Raw genomic sequence first — 21095 nt, 5'->3', positions numbered from 1 at the left:
GGGGATAACGCCGTTAGTCGAGTTTGCTGGGCGGCGGTTCTTGCACGCCGCCGTCGTTGGCGGGCTGGGTCGGCGGGTCGACTTCCACCAGTTTGTATTCCTGGCCGTGCAGGTTTTTCAAGTAAACCTCCATCTGGCGGAACGAAATGTTGATGTGCTCTTTCTTGAACTCACGGTTGATAAAGCGGTTCACTTCGTCGATCACCGGGTTGCGGTCGCCCAGGTCACGCACGTGCATGCGCAGTTCGTGGTCGAGGGTGCTTTCGCCGAAGTTGAGGAAGTACACGTGCGGCTCCGGCTCCTTGAGCACCCGCGGGTTTTCGCGGGCAGCCTTGAGCAGCAGCTCTTTCACGCGGTCCAGGTCGGAGCCGTAGTCCACGCCCAGTTTCAGGGTGACGCGGGTGATGGTGTCGGTCAGCGACCAGTTGATCAGTTGCCCAGTGATGAATGTCTTGTTCGGGACAATGATGTCTTTGCGGTCGAAGTCGGTAATGGTGGTGGCGCGGATGCGGATCTTGCTCACCGTGCCCGACAGGTTGCCGATGGTAATGGTGTCGCCGATGCGCACCGGGCGTTCGAACAGGATCATGATGCCGGAGATGAAGTTGGCGAAAATCTCCTGCATCCCGAACCCCAACCCCACCGACAGCGCCGCCACCAGCCATTGCAACTTGTCCCAGCTCACGCCGAGGGTGGACAGGGTAGAGACGAAGCCGACGCCGGCAATCACATACGACAGCAAGGTGGTGGTGGCGTAGGCGCTGCCCTGGGCCAGGTCCAGCTTGGACAGCACCAAGACCTCCAGCAGGCCGGGCAGGTTGCGCGCCAGGGCGAAGGTGATGCCGACGATGATCGAAGCGCCGAGCAGGTCGCCGATGCTGATCGGCACCATGCTGATGTTGGCGCCGGTGCCGCTGGTGTATTCGTAGAGGGTCACGTTGTCCAGGTAGGAGAACACGGTGATCAGGTCTTTCCACACCCAGTACAGCGCAGCAATGAAGCCGCCCAGCAAGGCCAGGCGGATCAGGCGCATGGATTGTTCGTTGACCTGCTCGATATCCAGGGTCGGTTCTTCGATCACGGCTTCGCCATCGCCGGCTTCCTTGGCGGCCTGGCGTTTGGCCAGGGCCCGGGCATAGGCCAGGCGTCGTGCGGCAACGCCCAGGCCGCGTGCGAAAGTGGCCTCGATGACCAGCCAGAGCATCAGCAGGTACAGGGTGTTGATCAGACGGTCGCTGAGTTTGAGCGCGGTATAGTAGTAGCCGAAACACACCGCGATAAACAGCGCGATGGGCAGGGCGGTAAACACCAGCCCTACGACTTTTCGGAACAGCGAGGCTTTTTCGTGGGTTGGGCTGTTCAGCAGCAGGCGACCGAGCAGCCAGGCCATCAATGCGTAACAGGTCAGTACCACGCCGATGCCGAGCACGTCGTCGGCCAGCGCCGCCGGTTGATGTTCGGCGATGGCCACCACGGCAACCAGCGCCAATACGACCAGCCCGAGTTTGCGTATCCAACCCTGGAGAAAGGCCACCTGAGGCCGCTCCCAGCGGAAATGCAGTTCAGCCACACCGCCCGGCGCGAGAATTCTGTAGGCGGTGTAGAACACCAGCCACGCTTGGGCAATCAGCAGCAGTGCGACGCCCAGGTTGGCGTTTTGCCCGCGAGCGTCGATCTGCAGGGCATAGCCGCACAACGCCAGGCCCAGGGAGACCGGCAATGCCAGCAGGATATTGATCAGGATCGCCTGCGGTGTGTGCCACTGGCTGTCGCGCTTGAAGTGGCCGATGTCCAGGTGGACCTTGTTCAGGCGCTGGTACAGGGCTTTGCGTCGCCACAGCAAGGCACCGATCAACAGCAGCAATGGCAGGAACAGCAGCGGGCGTTGAGTCAGGCCGTCATACAGTTCGCTGACGCTGGAGGCCCAGGGCAACGTGGTGATCTGCTTGCTCAGGTGATCCGGTACGGTTTCCAGCCATTCGGTATCCAGCGGCTTGTTGCTGGGGATCCAGAACATTTGCTCATCCAGGGTCGCGCGCAGGTTGCTGGCGGTGCTGAGCAGTTGTTTCTGGTTCAGTTGCAGGGTGATGGATTCATTGAGCAGTGCGCTCAGTTCCCGGCTCAGGCGCTCCAGCAGGTCGCTGCGCGTGATCGCCAGTTCCAGCAGGGTACGGCGCAGTTGTGGGGTGACTTCATCCGGCGGCTGGTTGGCCAGCAGGTTATCGACATAGCTGCTGGGGGTGCTGATCAGCTCGCGTTGCTGGTTGACCTCGAACTGGTACAAGCGAATGTTGGCGATGTCGTCTGCCAGGTTGCGGTCGACGGTGAGGCGCGGCAACGCCTGTTTTTGTTTGTAGAGGATCTTGGACAGCAGCAGGCTGCCCTTGAGCACGTTGATTTGCTCGTCCAGGGCCGAGTCGCTCTGGGTCACGGTGTCCAGTTGCTGTTTGGTCTCCAGGTTCTTCTGGGTCAGGTCGTTGAGGCGGTCGGTGCTTTTGAGCAGGTAGTCGGAGAGCTTGAGGTTGGCTGCGCTCTCGGAGGCCAGCAGGCTGCTGCTGCCGGCTTTTTGCGCTTCGATGGACTGTTGGGTCACCGTCTGTTGGGACTGGGCCAGGCGCTTCTGGTTGATCAGGGTTTGCAGGTCCTGGATCTCTTGTTCCAGGCGCGCGGTTTTTTCGACCACCAGATCATGCTGGCTGTTGCCCAGGTCTTGCAGTTGGCTGTTGCCGGCCAGTTCCTGGCGGCGCAGCGGGATCAGCGCATTCAGGGAGGCGAGCTCGGCATTCAGCTGGTTGCGCTGGTCGCCGCTGAGGGTCTTGCCGTTGTCTTTACCGAGCTTGAGGGTCGCGTTGATCTGCTGGATACGCGTCTGGCTGTTGCTGATTTCGGTCTGGGCGCGCTCGGGGCGGGTTTGAGCGGCGATGGTCAGGCTGTTGGCGTCGGCCAGCTCTTTTTGCAGGTCGCCTTGCTGGGTGGAGCGTTGCACCAGCAGTTGTTCAAGCTGCGGCACCGGCAGGCTCGCGTAGCGCTGCGCCACCGGGATGATTTTGGTGGCCTTGAGCCGCACCAGTTCGCGCTGGTTTTCGCTGGTCTGGCGCGGAGCGTCTTCCAGTTGGCGCTTGAGGTCGATGAGGCGCTGCTCGTAATCCTGCTTGTTGCCCAAAAAGGTCAGGGTCTGTTGCAGGATGGTCTGCAGCGCCTTCATATCGGCGTCGGGCAGCTTGCGGTCGGGCAGCTTGTCCAGGCTTTGCTGGATGGCGTCGGCGCTGGGCGGCTCGGCGGCATGGACGATGCCGACACACAGGGTCAGGCTCAGCAGGGCAGTGGCGAGATAAGTGCGCAAGGTTGGCATAGAGACCGGTCGAGCAAGGTGAAGAATCGGGGCATTGTGGCCCCGCAGTTTAGAGGAAGAGTCCGGGGCCCGGGCGACTTCCTTCGGGAAATCTGACGCCGACTTTACCAATCTTGTTCCCGTCCATGACAGCGACGGTCCAGATGGTGTTGTTCCATTCCACCTGGTCGCCGACGATAGGTGCGCCGCCGACTTTCTGGGTGATGAAGCTGCTCAGCGGCATGTCCGGGTCGATGCCTTCTAGCTTGAGGCCGTACAGGGCCGACACCGCGCCCAGCTGGGCGTCGCCTTCCAGGACGAAGTCGCCGAAGAAACGCAGATCCAGGCCGCGTTGCGGCGCCTGGCTGAACAGTTTGCCCAGGGCCGGCAGGTTGTGTTCGTGACCGATCACGCAGAGCAGATCGTCGACTTCAAGCACCGTACTACCCGACGGATGGAGCAGTTGCTGGCCCCGGAACAGGGCGGCGATCCGCGTGCCCTCGGGCATTTTCAGTTCGCGCAGGGCGGCGCCGATGCACCACTTCTCCGCGCCCAGGCGGTAGACGAACAACTCCCACTCACTGGTGACGTGTACTTCCAGCGCTGCACGGGAGATCGGTGCCGGTTCCGGCGGTACGGTGACCTTGAGCAGTTTGGCCACCCACGGCAGGCTGGTGCCTTGCACCAGCAACGAGACCAGCACGATAAAGAACGCCAGGTTGAAGTACAGCTGCGCATGGGGCAGCCCGGCCATCAGCGGGAATACCGCGAGGATGATCGGCACCGCGCCGCGCAGGCCCACCCAGGCGATAAAGGCTTTTTCGCGACCATGAAACGCCTTGAACGGCAACAGGCCGACGATCACGGACAGCGGTCGCGCAAACAGAATCATCCACAGCGCCAGGCCCAGGGCGGGCAGGGCAATCGGCAGCAAGTCATGGGGCGTGACCAGCAGGCCCAGCACCAGGAACATGCCGATCTGTGCCAGCCACGCCATGCCGTCGAGCATATGCAAAATGCCATGACGGCTGCGCACCGGCCGGTTACCGATGACCAGGCCGCACAGGTACACGGCGAGGAAGCCGCTGCCATGCAGGGCGTTGGTCAGGGCGAATACCACCAGGCCGCCGGCGATCACCAGGATCGGGTACAGGCCGGTGGCCAGGTTGATGCGGTTGACCATCTGCAGCATCAGCCAGCCGCCGCCCAGGCCGATGATGCCACCGATGCCGAACTCGCGGATCAGGTGCGTCAGCAGGCTCCAGTGCAGGCCGGTCTGGCCGCTGGCGAGCATGTCGATCAGGGTCACGGTGAGGAACACCGCCATCGGGTCGTTGCTGCCGGACTCGATTTCCAGGCTGGCGGTAACCCGTTCGTTCAGGCCCTTGCCGCCCAGCAGCGAAAACACCGCGGCGGCGTCCGTGGAGCCGACGATTGCGCCGATCAGCAAGCCCTGGATGAGATTCAGGTCAAATAGCCAGGCCGCCGCCATGCCCGTCAGGCCGGTGGTAATCAACACCCCCACCGTGGCCAGCGATAACGCTGGCCAGAGTGCCACGCGGAAACTCGCCACCCGCGTGCGCAAGCCGCCGTCGAGCAGGATCACGGCCAGGGCGAGGTTGCCCACCAGGTAGGCGGTCGGGTAGTTGTCGAAGATGATGCCGCCGCCATCCACGCCGGCGACCATGCCCACGGCCAGGATGATCACCAGGATCGGAATCCCTAAGCGGGACGAAAGGGAACTCACCAGAATGCTCGCACCCACCAGCAACGCGCCGATCAAGAACAGGCTGTTGATGGTCGTTGCATTCAAAGGCAGTACTCCAGGGCTGGGAAGACGGGCGCAAACTGACCATGCAGTCTGCGTGCCAGCGATTCTAACCTGTTGAATTGCTGCGCTGTCAAAAGCTTTTCGGCAGGCTCCGATACAAACAATTTCCCTGTAGTGAGCGGGCTTGCCCCGCGCTGGGTGGCAACGCCGCCCCAACAAATACACCGCGGTATTTCAGAAGGACCGAGGTGCCTGGGTTTGGGGCGGCTGCGCCGCCCAGCGCGGGGCAAGCCCGCTCACTACAAAGGTTTAGTCAGAGGCGGAAACGGCTCACCATCCCGTTCAAATCCACTGCCAGGCGCGACAACTCACTGCTCGCCGTACTGGTCTGGCTGGCACCGGTTGCCGACTGCACCGACAGATCACGAATGTTCACCAGGTTACGGTCCACTTCACGCGCCACCTGTGCCTGTTCTTCCGCTGCGCTGGCGATCACCAGGTTGCGCTCGTTGATCTCGATGATCGCCGTGTTGATAGTGTCCAGGGACATGCCTGCCCCTTTGGCGATGTTCAGCGTGGATTCTGCGCGTTCGGTACTGTTACGCATCGAGTCTACCGCATGCCCGGTGCCGGTCTGAATGCTGCCGATCATCCGTTCGATCTCACTGGTCGATTGCTGAGTGCGGTGGGCCAGCGCCCGCACTTCATCGGCGACCACGGCGAAGCCACGACCGGCTTCACCGGCACGCGCCGCTTCAATCGCCGCGTTCAAGGCCAGCAGGTTGGTCTGGTCGGCCAAGCCGCGAATCACGTCCAGCACCTTGCCGATGTCACGCGATTCGTTGGCCAGTTCGCCAATCAGGGTGGCGGTGGCTTGCACGTCGCTGCTCATGCGTTCGATGGCACTGACGGTTTCCTGTACCAGATCACGTCCGTCGCCGGCCGACGTGGTGGCGTTGCGCGAGGCCTCCGAGGTGCTGACCGCATTACGTGCGACTTCTTCGACGGCGCTGGTCATCTCGTTGACGGCAGTGGCGGCCTGTTCGATTTCGTTGTTCTGCTGGGTCAGGCCACGAGCGCTTTCGTCGGTGACGGCGTTCAGTTCTTCGGCGGCGGACGCCAGCTGGGTGGCGGAGCCGGCGATGCGTTGCAAGGTGTCGCGCAACTTGTCCTGCATCTTGGCCATGGCGGCCAGCAGGCGGCCGGCTTCGTCGTTGCCGTCGACCTTGATCGGGCGGGTCAGGTTGCCTTCAGCCACTTCTTCGGCCGCTTCCAGAGCCTGGGAAATCGGTACGGTGATGCTGCGGGTCAGCAACCAGGCGAACAACAGCGTCAGCCCCGTGGCAATGATCAGCAGGCCCACTACCAGGTCAAAGGCCATGTCGTACTGGTTTTTGGCTTGCAGGTTGGCGGCATTGGCATCGTTGTTATTGATGTCCAGCAGGCGGGTCAACACGGCATTGACCTGCTCGGAGTTGTCCAGCAATTGCGTGTTCAGCAGGTCGCGCAGGGCTTCGATCTGATTGGCGCGCGACAGGCTCTTCATGCGCTCTTCAATCTGGTGGTACTGGCCCAGCAGGCGTACGTACTCCTCGTAGGCATTGCGTTCTTCAGGGCTGCTGATCAGCTTTTCGTAGACGGCCTGGGCTGTGCGGATCTGCTGATTGCGCAGGTCGAAGGCATCCAGGGTCTTTTGCTGCACGTCCGGCTCGCGGTTGGTCAGCAGGCGGTACGACAGCACTCGCAGGCGCAGGGTCAGTTGGGTGAACTCGTCCAGGGCGCGGATGCTCGGCACGCTGCTCAGGGTGATGGCTTCGGTGGCTGCGCGGATCTTGCTCATCTGGTTCAAGGCGAACACGCCCAGACACAACATCAGTGCGCCAATAAACGCGAAGCCGAGGAAGGCCCTCGGAGCGATATTCATATTACGGAGAGACATGCGGGAATCCTGGGAAGAAGCGCGATCCATGCGGTCTTGAGACGGGTATGTATCGGCTATCGGCCATGCGACTAAAGTCTTAAGGGCGTGCGCGCTTTTGTCGCATCGGACGAGGGGTTAAACCGATTCAGGAACCAGATGGGGGAATTGCAGTCACTAAGGCTCCGAAAGTGCGGCCCGGCCCTTAAAAAACGGGCTGTGCGCCGGGGATAAGCCTGGCATCCGAGGTGAATTTTCTTTATCGTCACCGCCCTTTTAAAAGCCCGAGAAATCAAAATGTTAGAAGCATCTCTCAGTCAATTGGAACAATTGGTCAGCGACCTTGTACAGCAGAACCAGGACCTGCTGGGCAGCAACGAGTCTCTCAAGGCGGAACTGGCCCGCGCCAAGGACGAAAACGACAGCCTGCAACTGAGCCTGATGGAACAGGAAGAAAAGCACGGCGCCACCGCCGCTCGCATCCAGGCGTTGGTTGAGCGTGTGAGCGCAGGGCCCGTCAGCGCATGAATGAAGGGATAAAGGTCGTTTCGATTCTCGGAGAGGATTACTCGATCAAGGCTCCGGCCGGGGAAGACCAAACCCTGATGCACGCCGTGACCCTGCTCAAGGCCTCGTTGGCCACCACCAAGAAAAAGTACCCGACCCTGATCGGTGACAAGTTATTGGTACTGGCCGCGCTGAACCTGTGCGCCGAGCAGATCGAAATGCAACAGCGTCACCAGCAGGAGCTCGACCGTTACCAAGAGCAAGTCAGCGCCACGGTCGAAGTGATTTCCAAGGCCATCCAGCCCTAGAACCAGTCATCCTGCATCCCCAGGCACGTATCGTCGCGTGCCTCCAGAATCGCCAGTTCATGATGGCAGCTCGGCACTTCCCAGGTCAGGAAGTACCGGGCAGCCTGGAGCTTGCCTTTATAGAAGGCGACGTCGGCCGCATTCCCCCTGGCCAGCCCTTCCTCGGCGCGTATCGCCTGTTCCAGCCAGCGCCAGCCAATCACCGTATGCCCGAACACTTTCAGGTACAGCGCCGAGTTCGCCAGGCTGCTGTTGACCTTGCCTTGGGCCAGATCCGTCAGCAGGCCGATCGTCACGCTTTGCAAGCGGTTGACCAGGTGTTCCAGTGGCTCACGCAATGCGTTCAGTGACGGATAGGCCTGTGCCCGTGCGCCCGTCTCGGCGATCAATCGAATCAACTGCTTGAGACCCGCACCACCGTTCTGCGCCAATTTACGCCCGAGCAAGTCCAGGGACTGAATGCCATGGGTCCCTTCGTGGATCGGGTTCAGACGGTTGTCGCGGTAATACTGCTCAACCGGGTATTCACGGGTGTAGCCGTGGCCCCCGAGAATCTGGATCGCCAGTTCATTAGCCTTGAGGCAAAACTCCGACGGCCAGGATTTGACGATGGGCGTGAGCAGGTCCAGCAGCTCGTGGGCTTGCTTGCGCTCGGCCTCGGTCTCCAGAGTGGTGGTGTCGTCAAATAGCCGTGCGGCGTAGAGGCCAAGGTCGAACGCGCCTTCCACGTAGGACTTTTGGGTCAGCAGCATGCGCTTGATATCGGCGTGCTGGATGATCGAGACTGGTGCTGTCGTAGGATCTTTGCTATCGGGCAGGCGGCCCTGCGGGCGCTCACGCGCATATTCCAGTGAATACAGGTAACCGGCGTACCCAAGCATCACGGCGCCCATGCCGACACCGATGCGTGCCTCATTCATCATCTGAAACATGCAGCTCAGGCCCTGGTGCGGTTTGCCCACCAGATAACCGACACAGTTGCCGTTATCGCCGAAGTTGAGCGCTGTGGAAGTGGTGCCGCGCCAGCCCATTTTGTGAAACAGCCCGGCCAGCAGCACATCGTTGCGCGCGCCGAGGCTGCCATCGTCGTTGACCAGGAACTTGGGCACGATAAACAGCGAAATGCCTTTCACCCCTGGCGGCGCATCCGGCAGCTTGGCCAGCACCATGTGCACAATGTTTTCCGACAGCGGGTGGTCGCCGCCGGAGATGAAAATCTTATTGCCCTTGAGTCGATAAGTGCCATCGGCGGCAGGTTCCGCACGTGTACGGATATCCGACAGCGACGAGCCGGCGTGGGGCTCGGTGAGGGCCATGGTGCCGAAGAAGCGGCCGTCGATCATCGGCTGCAGGAAGCGCTGTTTCTGTTCTTCGGTACCGAAGCTTTCGATCAGGTTGGCGGCGCCCATGGTCAGGAACGGGTAGGACGTCGACGCCGCGTTGGCTGACTGAAAATGCGCGAAACAGGCTTGAGACAGCAGAGTGGGCAGTTGCATGCCGCCGGCTTCGAAGCTACGGGCGGCATTGAGAAAGCCGGCTTCGAGGAAGGCATCCACGGCGGGCTTCACTTCCGGAATCAGAACTGCCGCGCCGTCTGCATAGCGCGGCTCGTTTTCATCGTTCTTGCGGTTATGGGGGGCAAAGTACTTTTCAGCGATGTTTCGCGCCGTGCCGATGGCGGCGTCGAACGTCTCGCGGGTGTGTTCGGCAAACCGCTCGCGCTGGGTCAGGCCCTCGGCATCGAGGACTTCATACAGCTCGAAAGCCAGGTTGCGGGAACTGAGCAGCGACTCGGACATGGCGGGTTACCTTTAGAGGAGTTGGCCTGAGTCTAAGTGCGCAAATGGAGGCTGGATAGCAAGATTGATTTGGGTGATGGAGGGGCAGAACGCGCAAGGGTGAGAGAAGCGCGGAGCCAATGTGGGAGCGGGCTTGCTCGCGATAGCGGCGTGTCAGTCGATGAGAGGTCGACTGACATTGCGCATTCGCGAGCAAGCCCGCTCCCACACTTCTGACCCTGTTGGGTCAGTTAACCAATGGTCATCAGGCTGGCGTTACCGCCTGCCGCCGCAGTGTTGACGCTCAATGCACGTTCGATCACCAGGCGCTCCAGCGCAATCGCCGTCTCACCCTGCGACAAACCCTGCACCCCGACAATCGCGCCGCCACGCTGGGCCACTTGCTGGCACACCGCACGCAGTTGGTCGGAGTCGCCGTGGTGCAGAACGGCGTCGAATACGACTTCGTCCTTGGTCCAGTCGGCCACGCGCTTGATCCTCGCCTGAATCTCCCTCGGCAGGCGTGGGAACAAGGCCTTGGTCAGGCCTGTTTCCGGCCATACCGCCGAACCGCCTACCGCCAATACCGCCGCCAGTTGAGTAAGCAAATCACCTTCCACCTCCGCCAGCGACAACACGTGTTCGCGAGGCAGGATGGCGTAGCTGTTGCGCTCGCCGGTCGGGCCGGCCAGTTGGCGGGTGATACCGCTTTGCGACTGCGCGGCGAATTGAGTGCACAGGGCGCTCAGTTCGCTGAACTTATTGCTGTCGGCCCAGGTTTTCAGGGCGGTCAGCGGTTGGCTCATGGCATCGCGCAGGCGCACGTCCGGTGCGGCCAGTGCATCGCCACGCACGAAGGATTGTTCGATCGCATCGGTCGGACGTGTCGACAGCAGGCGGTACAGGTACAGCGGGCCACCGGCTTTCGGGCCGGTGCCCGACAGGCCTTCGCCGCCGAACGGCTGCACGCCGACCACGGCGCCGACGATGTTGCGGTTGACGTAGACGTTACCGGCATTGACGTTGTCGATCACCTTGGCGATGGTCTCGTCGATACGGGTATGAACGCCCAGGGTCAGGCCGTAGCCCGAAGCGTTGATCTGGCCGATGAGCTGGTCGATTTCCTTGCGCTTGTAGCGCACCACGTGCAGCACCGGGCCGAAGATCTCGCGTTGCAGTTCGTCGAAGCTTTCCAGCTCGATCAGGGTCGGCATCACGAAGGTGCCGCGCTTGATTTCTTCGCCGTCGGCGATAGCCACTTGGTACACGTTGCGGCCTTTGTCGCGCATGGCCTGGATGTGTTTCTCGATGCCGGCCTTGGCTTCGGCGTCGATTACCGGACCGATATCCACCGACAGGCGTTCCGGGTTGCCCAGACGGCATTCAGCCATGGCGCCTTTGAGCATTTCAATGACGCGGTCTGCCGAATCTTCCTGCAGGCACAGTACGCGCAGGGCCGAGCAACGTTGACCGGCACTGTCGAAGGCCGAGGACACCACGTCGATGACCACTTGTTCGGTCAAGGCCGAGGAATCGACGATCATCGCGTTCTGGCCACCGGTTTCGGCGATCAGCGGGATCGGGCGACCCTGGGTGTCCAGGCGGCCGGCGACATTGCGTTGCAGCAGGCGCGCCACTTCGGTGGAACCGGTGAACATCACGCCTTTGACGCGATCATCACCCACCAGGCGGGCGCCCACGCTTTCGCCCTGACCGGGCAGCAGTTGCAGCACACCTTCCGGAATACCGGCTTCCAGCAGGATGCGCACGGCTTGTGCGGCCACCAGCGGGGTTTGCTCGGCAGGCTTGGCCAGTACCGGGTTACCCGCCGCCAGTGCGGCGGCAACCTGGCCACTGAAGATGGCCAGCGGGAAGTTCCACGGGCTGATACACACCACCGGGCCCAATGGGCGATGGGCGTCGTTGGTGAAATCGTTGCGTGCCTGCACCGCGTAATACCGCAGGAAATCCACGGCCTCGCGCACTTCGGCGATGGCGTTGGCGAAGGTCTTGCCGGCTTCGCGGGCCAGCAGCCCCATCAGCGGCTGGATCTCGCTTTCCATCAGGTCGGCGGCACGTTCCAGGATCGCGGCGCGTTCGGCGGGCGGGGTGGCCTGCCAGATCGGACCAGCGTTGATCGCGCACTGGATGGCGTTATCGACGTCTGCAACGGTGGCTTCCTGGACCTGGCCGACGACGTCGCGCAGGTCGGCGGGGTTCAGCACCGGCGTCGTCGCTTGCTCGCTGGACGCGCAACCGAGCATCGGCGCGGCTTTCCAGTCGTTGTGGGCCGTGGCCAGCAGGGCGCAGGACAGCGACGCCAGGCGATGTTCGTTGGCCAAGTCGATACCGGCGGAGTTGGCGCGGTCGCTGCCATACAGGTCGCGTGGCAACGGAATACGCGGGTGCGGCAGGCCGAAACCGCCTTCCAGCGTGGCCATTTGCTCGATGCTGGCCACGGGATCAGCCACCAGCTCCTGAATCGAGATCGACTGATCGGCAATGCGGTTGACGAAGGAGGTATTGGCGCCGTTTTCCAACAGGCGACGTACCAGGTAAGCCAGCAGCGTTTCGTGGGTGCCGACCGGTGCGTACACGCGGCACGGACGGTTCAGCTTGCCATCGGCAACCTTGCCCACAACCTGTTCGTACAGCGGCTCGCCCATGCCGTGCAGGCATTGGAACTCGTACTGGCCAGGGTAATAGTTCTGACCGGCGATATGGTAGATGGCCGACAGTGTATGAGCGTTGTGCGTAGCGAACTGCGGGTAGATGACTTCCGGTACCGACAGCAGTTTGCGTGCGCAGGCAATGTAGGAAACGTCGGTGTACACCTTGCGGGTGTACACCGGGTAGCCTTCCAGGCCCTCGACCTGGGCGCGCTTGATCTCGCTGTCCCAGTACGCGCCTTTCACCAGGCGGATCATCAGGCGATGGCGGCTGCGGCGCGCCAGGTCGATAACGTAGTCGATCACATACGGGCAACGCTTTTGGTAGGCCTGGATCACAAAACCGATACCGTTCCAGCCGGTCAGTTGCGGCTCGAAACACAGGCGTTCCAGCAGGTCCAGGGACAGCTCAAGACGGTCGGCTTCTTCGGCGTCGATATTCAGGCCGATATCGTATTGCTTGGCGAGCAGGGTCAGCGACAGCAGGCGCGGGTACAGCTCGTCCATCACACGCTCGTACTGAGCGCGGCTGTAACGCGGGTGCAGGGCCGAAAGCTTGATGGAGATGCCTGGCCCTTCATAAATCCCACGGCCGTGAGACGCCTTGCCGATGGAATGGATAGCTTGTTCGTACGAGGCCAGGTATTTCTGGGCGTCGTGCTCGGTGAGTGCGGCTTCGCCGAGCATGTCGTAGGAGTAACGGAAGCCCTTGGCTTCGAACTTGCTCGCATTGGCCAGGGCTTCGGCGATGGTCTCGCCGGTGACGAACTGCTCGCCCATCAGGCGCATGGCCATGTCGACGCCCTTGCGGATCATCGGTTCGCCGCTCTTGCCGATGATGCGGCTCAGGGACGAAGTCAGGCCGGCTTCATTGTGGGTGGAGACCAGTTTGCCGGTCAGCAGCAGGCCCCAGGTGGCGGCGTTGACGAACAGCGACGGGCTGTTGCCCAGGTGCGGCTGCCAGTTGCCGGTGCTGATCTTGTCGCGGATCAGCGCGTCACGGGTGCCCTTGTCCGGGATGCGCAACAACGCTTCGGCCAGGCACATCAGGGCCACGCCTTCCTGGGACGACAGGGAAAATTCTTGCAGCAGCCCCTGAACAATACCGGCACGGCCGCCGGCACTCTTCTGATTGCGCAGTTTTTCGGCAATCGAGGCGGCCAGCTTGTTGGTAGCTTCGGCCATCGGCGCCGGCAGGCGCGCCTGCTCGATCAGCATGGGCACCACTTCCGGTTCCGGGCGACGGTAAGCAGCGGTGATCGACGCGCGCAGTACCGACTGCGGCAGGATACTTTCGGCGAACTCCAAGAAGCATTGGTGGGCGTGATCGGTCTGGATCTCGCCGGCCTCTTCAACGTCCTTGCTGCCCAAGCCATTGAGCTCGGTCAGGGTTGCACCACCCTCGAGTTTCTCCAGGTAATTGAAAATCGCCTGCTTGATCAGCCAGTGCGGCGTGCGATCAATGGAGGTCGCGGCAGCCTTCAGGCGTTCGCGGGTCGGGTCGTCGAGTTTGACCCCAAGGGTGGTCGTTGCCATCTTTTTATCCTCATGGGTGCCACTACCGAGTGGCATCTGCTGGCGCCAAGATTAGCTTTGCCCATGAGGAGGTGCAACCGGGTGCAACCCTTTTGTTCAGGAAATTTTTTAAGGTTCTCGAGAAAAAAATCGGCCCTCAGCGGAATCCGCTTCTTCTTGGTGCGTTTTATTGTGATGTCGGCTGTTTTTGCTCCGAAAGGGAGCAAAAACGCGGTGTTTGGCGTAATACATGTCTGGGTGCAACTTATTCTCGCGAAACTGGTTGCACCTTATTTGCTTTGTTGCATAGCATTCGCGACCAAGGTGCAACCACCTCCAAGGTTCGGTTCATCGGCTGGCGGCTTTCCTGGGGAAACGCCAGTCATAAATGCGCGGCACGCAGTTTCGTCTACCCGGTTAACAGTGGGTAGCCGTCTGACAGACCGCCGCTACATAAAAACAAAGCCAGGGCGTTACTCTTATGAGCGTTAGCAATCCAACCCTGATCACGTTCGTGATCTACATCGCAGCAATGGTACTGATCGGCTTCATGGCCTATCGCTCCACCAACAACCTTTCCGATTACATCCTTGGCGGTCGCAGCCTCGGTAGCGTGGTGACGGCTCTGTCGGCCGGTGCTTCCGACATGAGCGGCTGGTTGTTGATGGGTTTGCCGGGCGCGATCTACATGTCGGGCCTCTCGGAAAGCTGGATCGCCATCGGCCTGATTGTCGGTGCTTACCTGAACTGGCTGTTCGTGGCCGGTCGCCTGCGCGTACAAACCGAACACAACGGCGATGCCCTGACCCTGCCGGACTATTTCTCCAGCCGTTTCGAAGATAAAAGCGGCTTGCTGCGGATCATCTCTGCGGTAGTGATCCTGGTGTTCTTCACCATCTATTGCGCGTCCGGCATTGTGGCCGGTGCCCGCCTGTTCGAAAGCACCTTTGGCATGTCCTACGAAACCGCCCTGTGGGCCGGCGCTGCAGCGACCATTGCCTACACCTTTGTCGGTGGTTTTCTGGCCGTCAGTTGGACTGACACCGTGCAAGCCACGCTGATGATTTTTGCGTTGATCCTCACGCCGATCATCGTGCTGTTGGCCACCGGTGGCGTCGACACCACCTTCCTGGCCATCGAAGCCAAGAATCCCGACAACTTCAATATGCTGAAAAACACTACCTTCATTGGCATCATTTCGCTGATGGGTTGGGGCCTGGGCTACTTCGGCCAGCCGCATATCCTCGCGCGTTTCATGGCGGCCGATTCGGTGAAGTCGATCGCCAAGGCGCGTCGCATCTCCATGACCTGGATGATCCTGTGCCTGGGTGGCACCGTGGCGGTGGGCTTTTTCGGTATCGCTTACTTCTCGGCGCATCCGGAGGTGGCAGGTCCAGTGACCGAGAACCACGAGCGTGTGTTCATCGAGTTGGCCAAGCTGCTGTTCAACCCATGGATTGCCGGTGTATTGCTGTCGGCCATCCTCGCGGCGGTGATGAGTACCCTGAGCTGCCAGTTGCTGGTATGCTCCAGCGCCTTGACCGAAGACTTCTACAAGACCTTCCTGCGTAAAAATGCGTCCCAGCTGGAGCTGGTCTGGGTCGGCCGTGCCATGGTGCTGCTGGTGGCCCTGATCGCCATCGCCATGGCCGCCAACCCGGACAACCGCGTGCTGGGTCTGGTGAGCTATGCCTGGGCCGGTTTCGGCGCAGCGTTCGGTCCGGTGGTACTGATCTCGGTGATCTGGAAAGGCATGACCCGCAACGGCGCACTGGCCGGTATCCTGGTTGGTGCGATCACCGTCATCGTATGGAAACACTTCAGCCTGCTCGGCCTGTACGAAATCATCCCGGGCTTTATCTTCGCCAGCCTCGCGATCTACTTCGTGAGCAAGCTAGGCGCACCGACCGCAGGTATGGTCGAGCGTTTTAATGCTGCGGAAAAAGACTACAACCTCAACAAGTAATTCGTCAGATGTTGAGCCAGCGCTGAGTTGAAAAAGAGGCCCGCGTCCTACGGATGGCGGGCCTTTTTTTGCGCGTGATTTTCGCAGGGCCGAAGAAGATTCGGGCTTGTACATGTAGGGCTTTACTGATTTATCCAGGCTGTGCTCAGCGGGGTAGAACAGTGGTGCAGAATCATCCGCCTACTTCCCGCAGAGAAACACCGGATGTTCGCTCCTGCTAATCAAAGTGCTTTTACCCTCATCCTTGATGGGGAGCCCAGTGAGCTCAAGGTCTTGGAGTTCAAGGGGACCGAAGCCATCAGCCAGCCCTACCGTTTCAACCTTGAACTGGTCAGCGAGCAACCTGATCTCGACCTGGAAAGTCTGCTGCATCGCCAGATGTATCTCGGGTTTGATGACCAGGGGCATGGCGTCCACGGCCTGGTTTACCGGGTGGCACAGGGTGACTCCGGGCGGCGTCTCACGCGTTATCAGGTCAGCCTGGTGCCGCAACTGGCGTACCTGAAACACAGCAGTCACCAGCGCATCTTCCAGCACCTGACAGTGCCGCAGATCGTTGCGCAAGTGCTGGAGGTGCAGGGTATCCAGAGTGACCGGTTCAAATTCCAACTCAGCGGTACCTACCCTGCGCGTGAGTACTGCGTGCAGTTTGGTGAGACCGACCTGGCATTCATCCAGCGGTTGTGCGCCGAGTTGGGCATTCACTATCACTTCCAGCATTCGCCCGCAGGGCACCTGCTGGTGTTCGGTGATGACCAGACGGTGTTTACCCAGGCCGAACAGTCCACCGCTTACATGCCCGGTTCCGGAATGGTGGCGGATACGCCGGTGATCAAGCGCGTGACCGTGCAATTGGAAACCCGCACCACGGCGGTAAGCCTGCGCGACTACGACTTCCGTAAACCACGCCTGACGCTGGAGAGTGAAGTGGCTGGCGAGCAGCTTCCTCGGCTGCTGGAGCAGGGTTTTCCCGGCCAATTTTCCGACCGTTCCCATGGCAAATGCCTGACGCAGCAGAGGCTGGAGCGGCATCGCAGCGACTACCGCGTCGCCCATGGCCAAGGCGATGAGCCGGCGTTGGTCAGTGGCCGTTTCCTCAAATTGAGCGGGCACCCTCGTGACGACTGGAACGACCTGTGGCTGGTGACGCGGGTCACGCACGAAGGCAGGCAGCCCCAGGTGCTTGAGGAAGCGGTGGTCGAGGTCGCCGGCGGGGATTTGCGCCAGGGGTATCGCAATGAATTCAGGGCGGCACCCTGGGACGTGATTTTCCGGCCGCCGCTGCCGGAGCAGCCACGCCCGAGTATTTCCGGGTATCAGCATGCGGTGGTCACCGGGCCTGACGACAGCGAAATCCATTGCGACGAGTATGGCCGGGTCAAAGTGCAAATGGCCTGGGATCGTACGGGAGAGCACAACGACCACTCCAGCTGCTGGCTGAGGGTGGCCAGTGCCTGGGCGCATGATCGTTATGGCTCGGTGCTGATTCCGCGGGTCGGCATGGAGGTGCTGGTGGGCTTCGTCAATGGCGACCTGGATATGCCGGTGGTCATGGGTTGCCTGCCCAACGCGGCGACACCGGTGCCCCTCGAACTGCCGGCGGACAAGACCCGCAGTATCTTGCGCAGCCAAAGCAGCCCAGGCGGGGGTGGCTACAACGAACTGCGTATCGAAGACCGCAAGGGGGCCGAGGAGATCTACCTGCGCGCCCAGCGGGACTGGACTGAGCATGTGCTGCATGATCAGCAGGTGCAGGTGGATAACCTGCGCCGGATAACGGTGGGCGGCGAGTCGCACCATGAATTGCAGGGCGAAGAGCAGCGCATCACCCACGGTAACCGTCTGACTGAACTCAAGCAGGATGATCATCTGGTGGTCGGTGGTTCACAGCAAATACGGGCTGGTCGGACCGTTCAGATCGGCGCCGGGCAGAGTGTCGTGATCGATGCCGGTGCCAGCGTGACGATTCAGGCGGGCGGCCAATCGATCACGGTTTCAGCGGGCGGCATATTCAGCAGTGTGCCGATCCAGCTTGGCGGGGCGCCGGTTCCCGCTGTTGCGCCGTTGCTACCGGGCATAAAGGCAACGCTGCTGGCGGTAATACCCGCTCCGCTGAGTCGCGCTCAAGTGGCCAGCCTGAAACGCAGCGCGCCGTTCTGCGAGGAGTGTGAGCGCTGCAAGCATGGCCAGTGTGATATCCCTCGACACAGTGGCTGAGCCTAACCTGAAAGGAGTTTACCGCGATGAACAAGCTGCTGACCCCCAATGCCTGGATCACACAACACCCTCTGCAGGCTGATGAGCGGATCTTCGCCATCTTGAGTGGTACCAGCGGCGCCAGACCTTTTGGCCACTGGCAAGCCATGGGCGGCGGGATGCTGCCCCAATCGATCTGGGCAGGCACCGCCTATGCCGAGTGGGATGAGGTCATGCCTCATGTCGGTATCGTCGAGCCGGGCAGTGCCTTTCTCGATTGGGTCGCAACCATTGACGCTACGGATTGGGGCTGGTTGGCGGTGTCGTCCAGCTCGCTCGACATCGTGATTGCCCATCTGCAAAGCCTGACCAAGGTCTATCTGCCCGACGGCCAGGTGGTGTTCTTGCGCTTTTGGGATGGCGCTCAGTTTCTGCCGGTTGTGCAGGGCCTGGGCGATGACGCGGGGAGGGTATTGCCGGCGTTCCAGCGGTATCTGATCAATGGCCGGCCGCTGACGGTTGCGCCTGGTGCGGTCACGGTTGCCAAGACCAGCCCCTGGTGGCGAGTGCCTGCACCTCTATTGGCGCATGTGGCAGAACAATCCCCGCAGACCCTGATCGACAACCTGCTGCAATGGCTCGAAGAACAGCGCCCCGACCTGTACGCAGGGTTTACGCCGACGACCTTGCAGCACAAGGTCGCCTACTGGGCGCGCAGGCCGACGATCAACCCCGCAGCGCTGGCCGATTACCTCGCCTCAGAGTTGAGTTGAACCCAGCGCCTGCTGCAGATCGTCAATCAGGTCGTCAATCGCCTCGATACCCACCGACAGGCGGATCATCTCGGGCTTTACTCCGGCCTTGGCTTGCTCGTGTTCATTCATCTGCCGATGGGTGGTGGATGCCGGATGACAGGCCAGGGACTTGGCGTCGCCGATATTCACCAGGCGCTTGAAGATCTGCAGGGCGTCGTAGAAGCGTACACCGGCATCAAAGCCACCCTTCAAGCCGAAGGAGAGAATCGCCGAGGGTTTGCCTTGCAGGTATTTTTGCGCCAAAGCGAAATGCGGGTGGTCCGGCAGCCCGGCGTAACTGACCCATTCCACCGCAGCATGGCCTTGAAGGAATTGCGCGACCTTGAGGGCATTCTCAGTGTGGCGCTCCATGCGCAGGGCCAGGGTTTCCAGGCCTTGCAGCAGCAGGAACGCATTCATCGGCGCCAGCGCTGCGCCGGTGTTGCGCAGGGGCACGGTGCGGGCGCGCGCAATGAAGGCGGCCGGGCCGAATTTTTCGGTGTAGACCACGCCGTGATACGCCGGCTCAGGGTTGTTGAGCCCAGGGAATTTTTCGGGGTATCGGGTCCAGGGGAAGGTACCGCTGTCGACGATTACGCCGCCCAGGGAATTGCCATGGCCGCCGATGTATTTGGTCACTGAGTGCACGACGATGTCGGCGCCGAACTGGATCGGCTTGCACAGGATCGGCGTAGCCACTGTGTTATCCACCATCAGCGGTACGCCACGGGCGTGGGCCACCGCTGCCAGGGCTTCTAGGTCGACGATGTTGCCCGCCGGGTTGCCGATACTCTCGCAGTACACCACTTTTGTATTGGCGTCGATCAGTTCGGCGATGGCCGCGGCGCTGTCATCGCGGGCAAAACGGACCTCGACCCCAAAACTCGGCAGCAAGTGGGCGAACAGGGTATAGGTGCCGCCGTAGAGCTGCGGGGTGGTGACAATATTGTCGCCGGCGCGGGTGAGGGTCTGGATTGCATAGTGGATGGCGGCACTGCCGGCCGACACCGCCAACGCCGCGATACCGCCTTCGAGGGCGGCGATACGTTGCTCCAGCACATCGTTGGTGGGGTTCATGATGCGCGTGTAGATATTGCCGGGCACGTCGAGGTTGAAGAGGTCGGCGCCGTGCTGGGCGTTGTCGAATTCGAAAGCGACATTCTGATAGATCGGCACGGCGACGGCCTTGGTGGTCGGGTCGGACTTGAAGCCGTGGTGCAGCGCGATGGTGGCGTCTTTCATGATTGTTATTGACCTCCCTGGAGAATGGATCGCCACAATAAATCCACCCTGGTCATGCTATTTAGATTTTTTTCAGCCGGCCTCCTGTGTTTGCGGCATAAGCGTCGCCCGACACGCAGCCCTGCACCTTTGCTCACGTAGAAGGTAAACTTCGCCCCCTGCGCAGGAGCAACCATGAATTATCGTCACGCCTTTCACGCCGGCAACCATGCCGATGTCTTCAAACACCTGACCTTGACCCGCCTCATCGCCCTGATGTCGCGCAAGGAGCAGCCGTTCGCCTACCTCGACACTCACGCCGGCATTGGTCTGTACGACCTGCAAGGCGACCAGGCCAACCGCACCGGTGAATACCTGGAAGGCATCGCCCGCCTGTGGGGTGAAAGCGACCTGCCGCCACTGACCGCCGATTACATGCGCGTACTGCACGAGATGAACCCGGACGGCCAATTGCGTTACTACCCGGGTTCACCGGAGCTGGCGCGGCGTCTCACGCGCCCGCAGGATCGTGTGCTGCTCAATGAAAAGCACCCGGACGATGGCGTGTTGCTCAAGGACAACATGAAGGGTGATCGTCGTGTGAAGGTGCACCTGGGCGAGGGCTGGCATGTTCCGCGTGCCTTGCTGCCAGTGCCGGAAAAGCGTGCGCTGATGCTGATCGACCCGCCGTTCGAAAAACTCGACGAGATGCAACGCTGCGCGGCTTCCCTCAAAGAGGCGGTGGGCCGCATGCGTCAGACCGTTGCGGCCATCTGGTATCCGGTAAAAGACCAGCGCATGTTGCGCCGTTTCTACCAGGACCTGGCCGGCACCGGTGCGCCGAAGTTGCTGCGTGTGGAATTGCTGGTGCATCCGCTGGACACGCCCAACACCCTGACCGGCTCGGGCCTGGCGATCGCCAACCCGCCGTGGGGCTTGGAGGAGGAATTGCGTGAGCTGCTGCCATGGCTGTCCAAGAAGCTTGGCCAGACCCAGGGCGGGTGGCAGATGGATTGGCTTATTGCCGAGTAACTGCTGATTGTAGTGAGCGGGCTTGCCCCGGTACAAACCGGGGACATCGTTTACATTTCTAACCGGGGACATGGTTTACAGGCTAATAC

11 protein-coding genes and 2 pseudogenes are annotated in these 21095 nt (G+C 61.2%); 6 read left to right on the top strand and 7 right to left on the bottom strand.

The features are described 5' to 3' along the window. Positions 1 to 13: 13 nt before the first annotated feature. The 4 genes and pseudogenes from mscK to C9383_RS28690 form a co-directional block, all read right to left on the bottom strand. Positions 14 to 3352 (bottom strand): mechanosensitive channel MscK, encoded by a 3339-nt coding sequence (gene mscK / locus C9383_RS16835; RefSeq protein WP_090367235.1) that lies wholly within the window; start codon positions 3350 to 3352, stop codon positions 14 to 16. 49 nt (positions 3353 to 3401) lie between these two features. Then, positions 3402 to 5144, bottom strand: a complete 1743-nt coding sequence (locus tag C9383_RS16830; RefSeq protein WP_060755169.1) for a potassium/proton antiporter — start codon at positions 5142 to 5144, stop codon at positions 3402 to 3404. A gap of 271 nt (positions 5145 to 5415) precedes the next feature. After that, positions 5416 to 6015: pseudogene (locus C9383_RS28695) on the bottom strand (methyl-accepting chemotaxis protein); the annotation flags it as partial. Between the two features lie 303 nt (positions 6016 to 6318). Next, a pseudogene (locus C9383_RS28690) lies at positions 6319 to 6975 on the bottom strand (MCP four helix bundle domain-containing protein); the annotation flags it as partial. 342 nt (positions 6976 to 7317) lie between these two features. On the opposite strand from C9383_RS28690, the gene C9383_RS16820 reads away from it, so the two are divergent. Together C9383_RS16820 and C9383_RS16815 are read left to right on the top strand one after the other, a co-directional pair. After that, positions 7318 to 7548, top strand: a complete 231-nt coding sequence (locus C9383_RS16820; RefSeq protein WP_058423524.1) for a hypothetical protein — start codon at positions 7318 to 7320, stop codon at positions 7546 to 7548. Next, entirely contained in the window at positions 7545 to 7835 is a 291-nt protein-coding gene (locus tag C9383_RS16815) for a cell division protein ZapA (protein WP_060755167.1), read from the top strand. Before C9383_RS16820 ends, C9383_RS16815 begins: the two co-directional genes overlap by 4 nt. On the opposite strand, the gene C9383_RS16810 is transcribed toward C9383_RS16815, so the two are convergent. Beyond that, the gene (locus C9383_RS16810) at positions 7832 to 9634 is read right to left on the bottom strand and encodes an acyl-CoA dehydrogenase (RefSeq protein WP_060755166.1); all 1803 of its coding nucleotides are present in this window, start codon (positions 9632 to 9634) and stop codon (positions 7832 to 7834) included. The two genes, C9383_RS16815 and C9383_RS16810, sit on opposite strands and share 4 nt — an antisense overlap. Before the next feature lie 230 nt (positions 9635 to 9864). Continuing rightward, on the bottom strand, positions 9865 to 13818 hold the full coding sequence (gene putA / locus C9383_RS16805; RefSeq protein ID WP_090367233.1) for a trifunctional transcriptional regulator/proline dehydrogenase/L-glutamate gamma-semialdehyde dehydrogenase: 3954 nt from the start codon (positions 13816 to 13818) through the stop codon (positions 9865 to 9867). A gap of 460 nt (positions 13819 to 14278) precedes the next feature. On the opposite strand from putA, the gene putP reads away from it, so the two are divergent. The 3 genes from putP (at position 14279) to C9383_RS16785 (ending at position 18732) form a co-directional block, all read left to right on the top strand. Then, positions 14279 to 15763, top strand: coding sequence for a sodium/proline symporter PutP (gene putP / locus C9383_RS16795; RefSeq protein WP_060755164.1), 1485 nt, complete (start codon positions 14279 to 14281; stop codon positions 15761 to 15763). Positions 15764 to 15967: 204 nt separating this feature from the next. Further along, on the top strand, positions 15968 to 17980 hold the full coding sequence (locus tag C9383_RS16790) for a type VI secretion system Vgr family protein (protein ID WP_090367230.1): 2013 nt from the start codon (positions 15968 to 15970) through the stop codon (positions 17978 to 17980). 26 nt (positions 17981 to 18006) lie between these two features. Next, positions 18007 to 18732 carry a DUF4123 domain-containing protein gene (locus C9383_RS16785; RefSeq protein WP_090367228.1) on the top strand — a complete coding sequence of 242 codons (726 nt, stop codon included), beginning with the start codon at positions 18007 to 18009 and terminating at the stop codon, positions 18730 to 18732. Here C9383_RS16785 and C9383_RS16780 read toward each other — a convergent pair. Next, entirely contained in the window at positions 18718 to 19995 is a 1278-nt protein-coding gene (locus C9383_RS16780) for an O-acetylhomoserine aminocarboxypropyltransferase/cysteine synthase family protein (protein WP_090367226.1), read from the bottom strand. The two genes, C9383_RS16785 and C9383_RS16780, sit on opposite strands and share 15 nt — an antisense overlap. Positions 19996 to 20169: 174 nt before the next feature. Here C9383_RS16780 and C9383_RS16775 point away from each other — a divergent pair, with 174 nt between their 5' ends. Beyond that, a complete protein-coding gene (locus tag C9383_RS16775) occupies positions 20170 to 21006 on the top strand; it encodes a 23S rRNA (adenine(2030)-N(6))-methyltransferase RlmJ (protein WP_060755160.1) in 837 nt (278 codons plus the stop codon). The last annotated feature ends 89 nt before the right edge of the window (positions 21007 to 21095 follow it).

It is taken from the genome of Pseudomonas palleroniana (assembly GCF_003031675.1).
Taxonomy (GTDB): domain Bacteria; phylum Pseudomonadota; class Gammaproteobacteria; order Pseudomonadales; family Pseudomonadaceae; genus Aquipseudomonas; species Aquipseudomonas palleroniana.
This window is presented reverse-complemented; position numbering and strand designations above follow the sequence as displayed.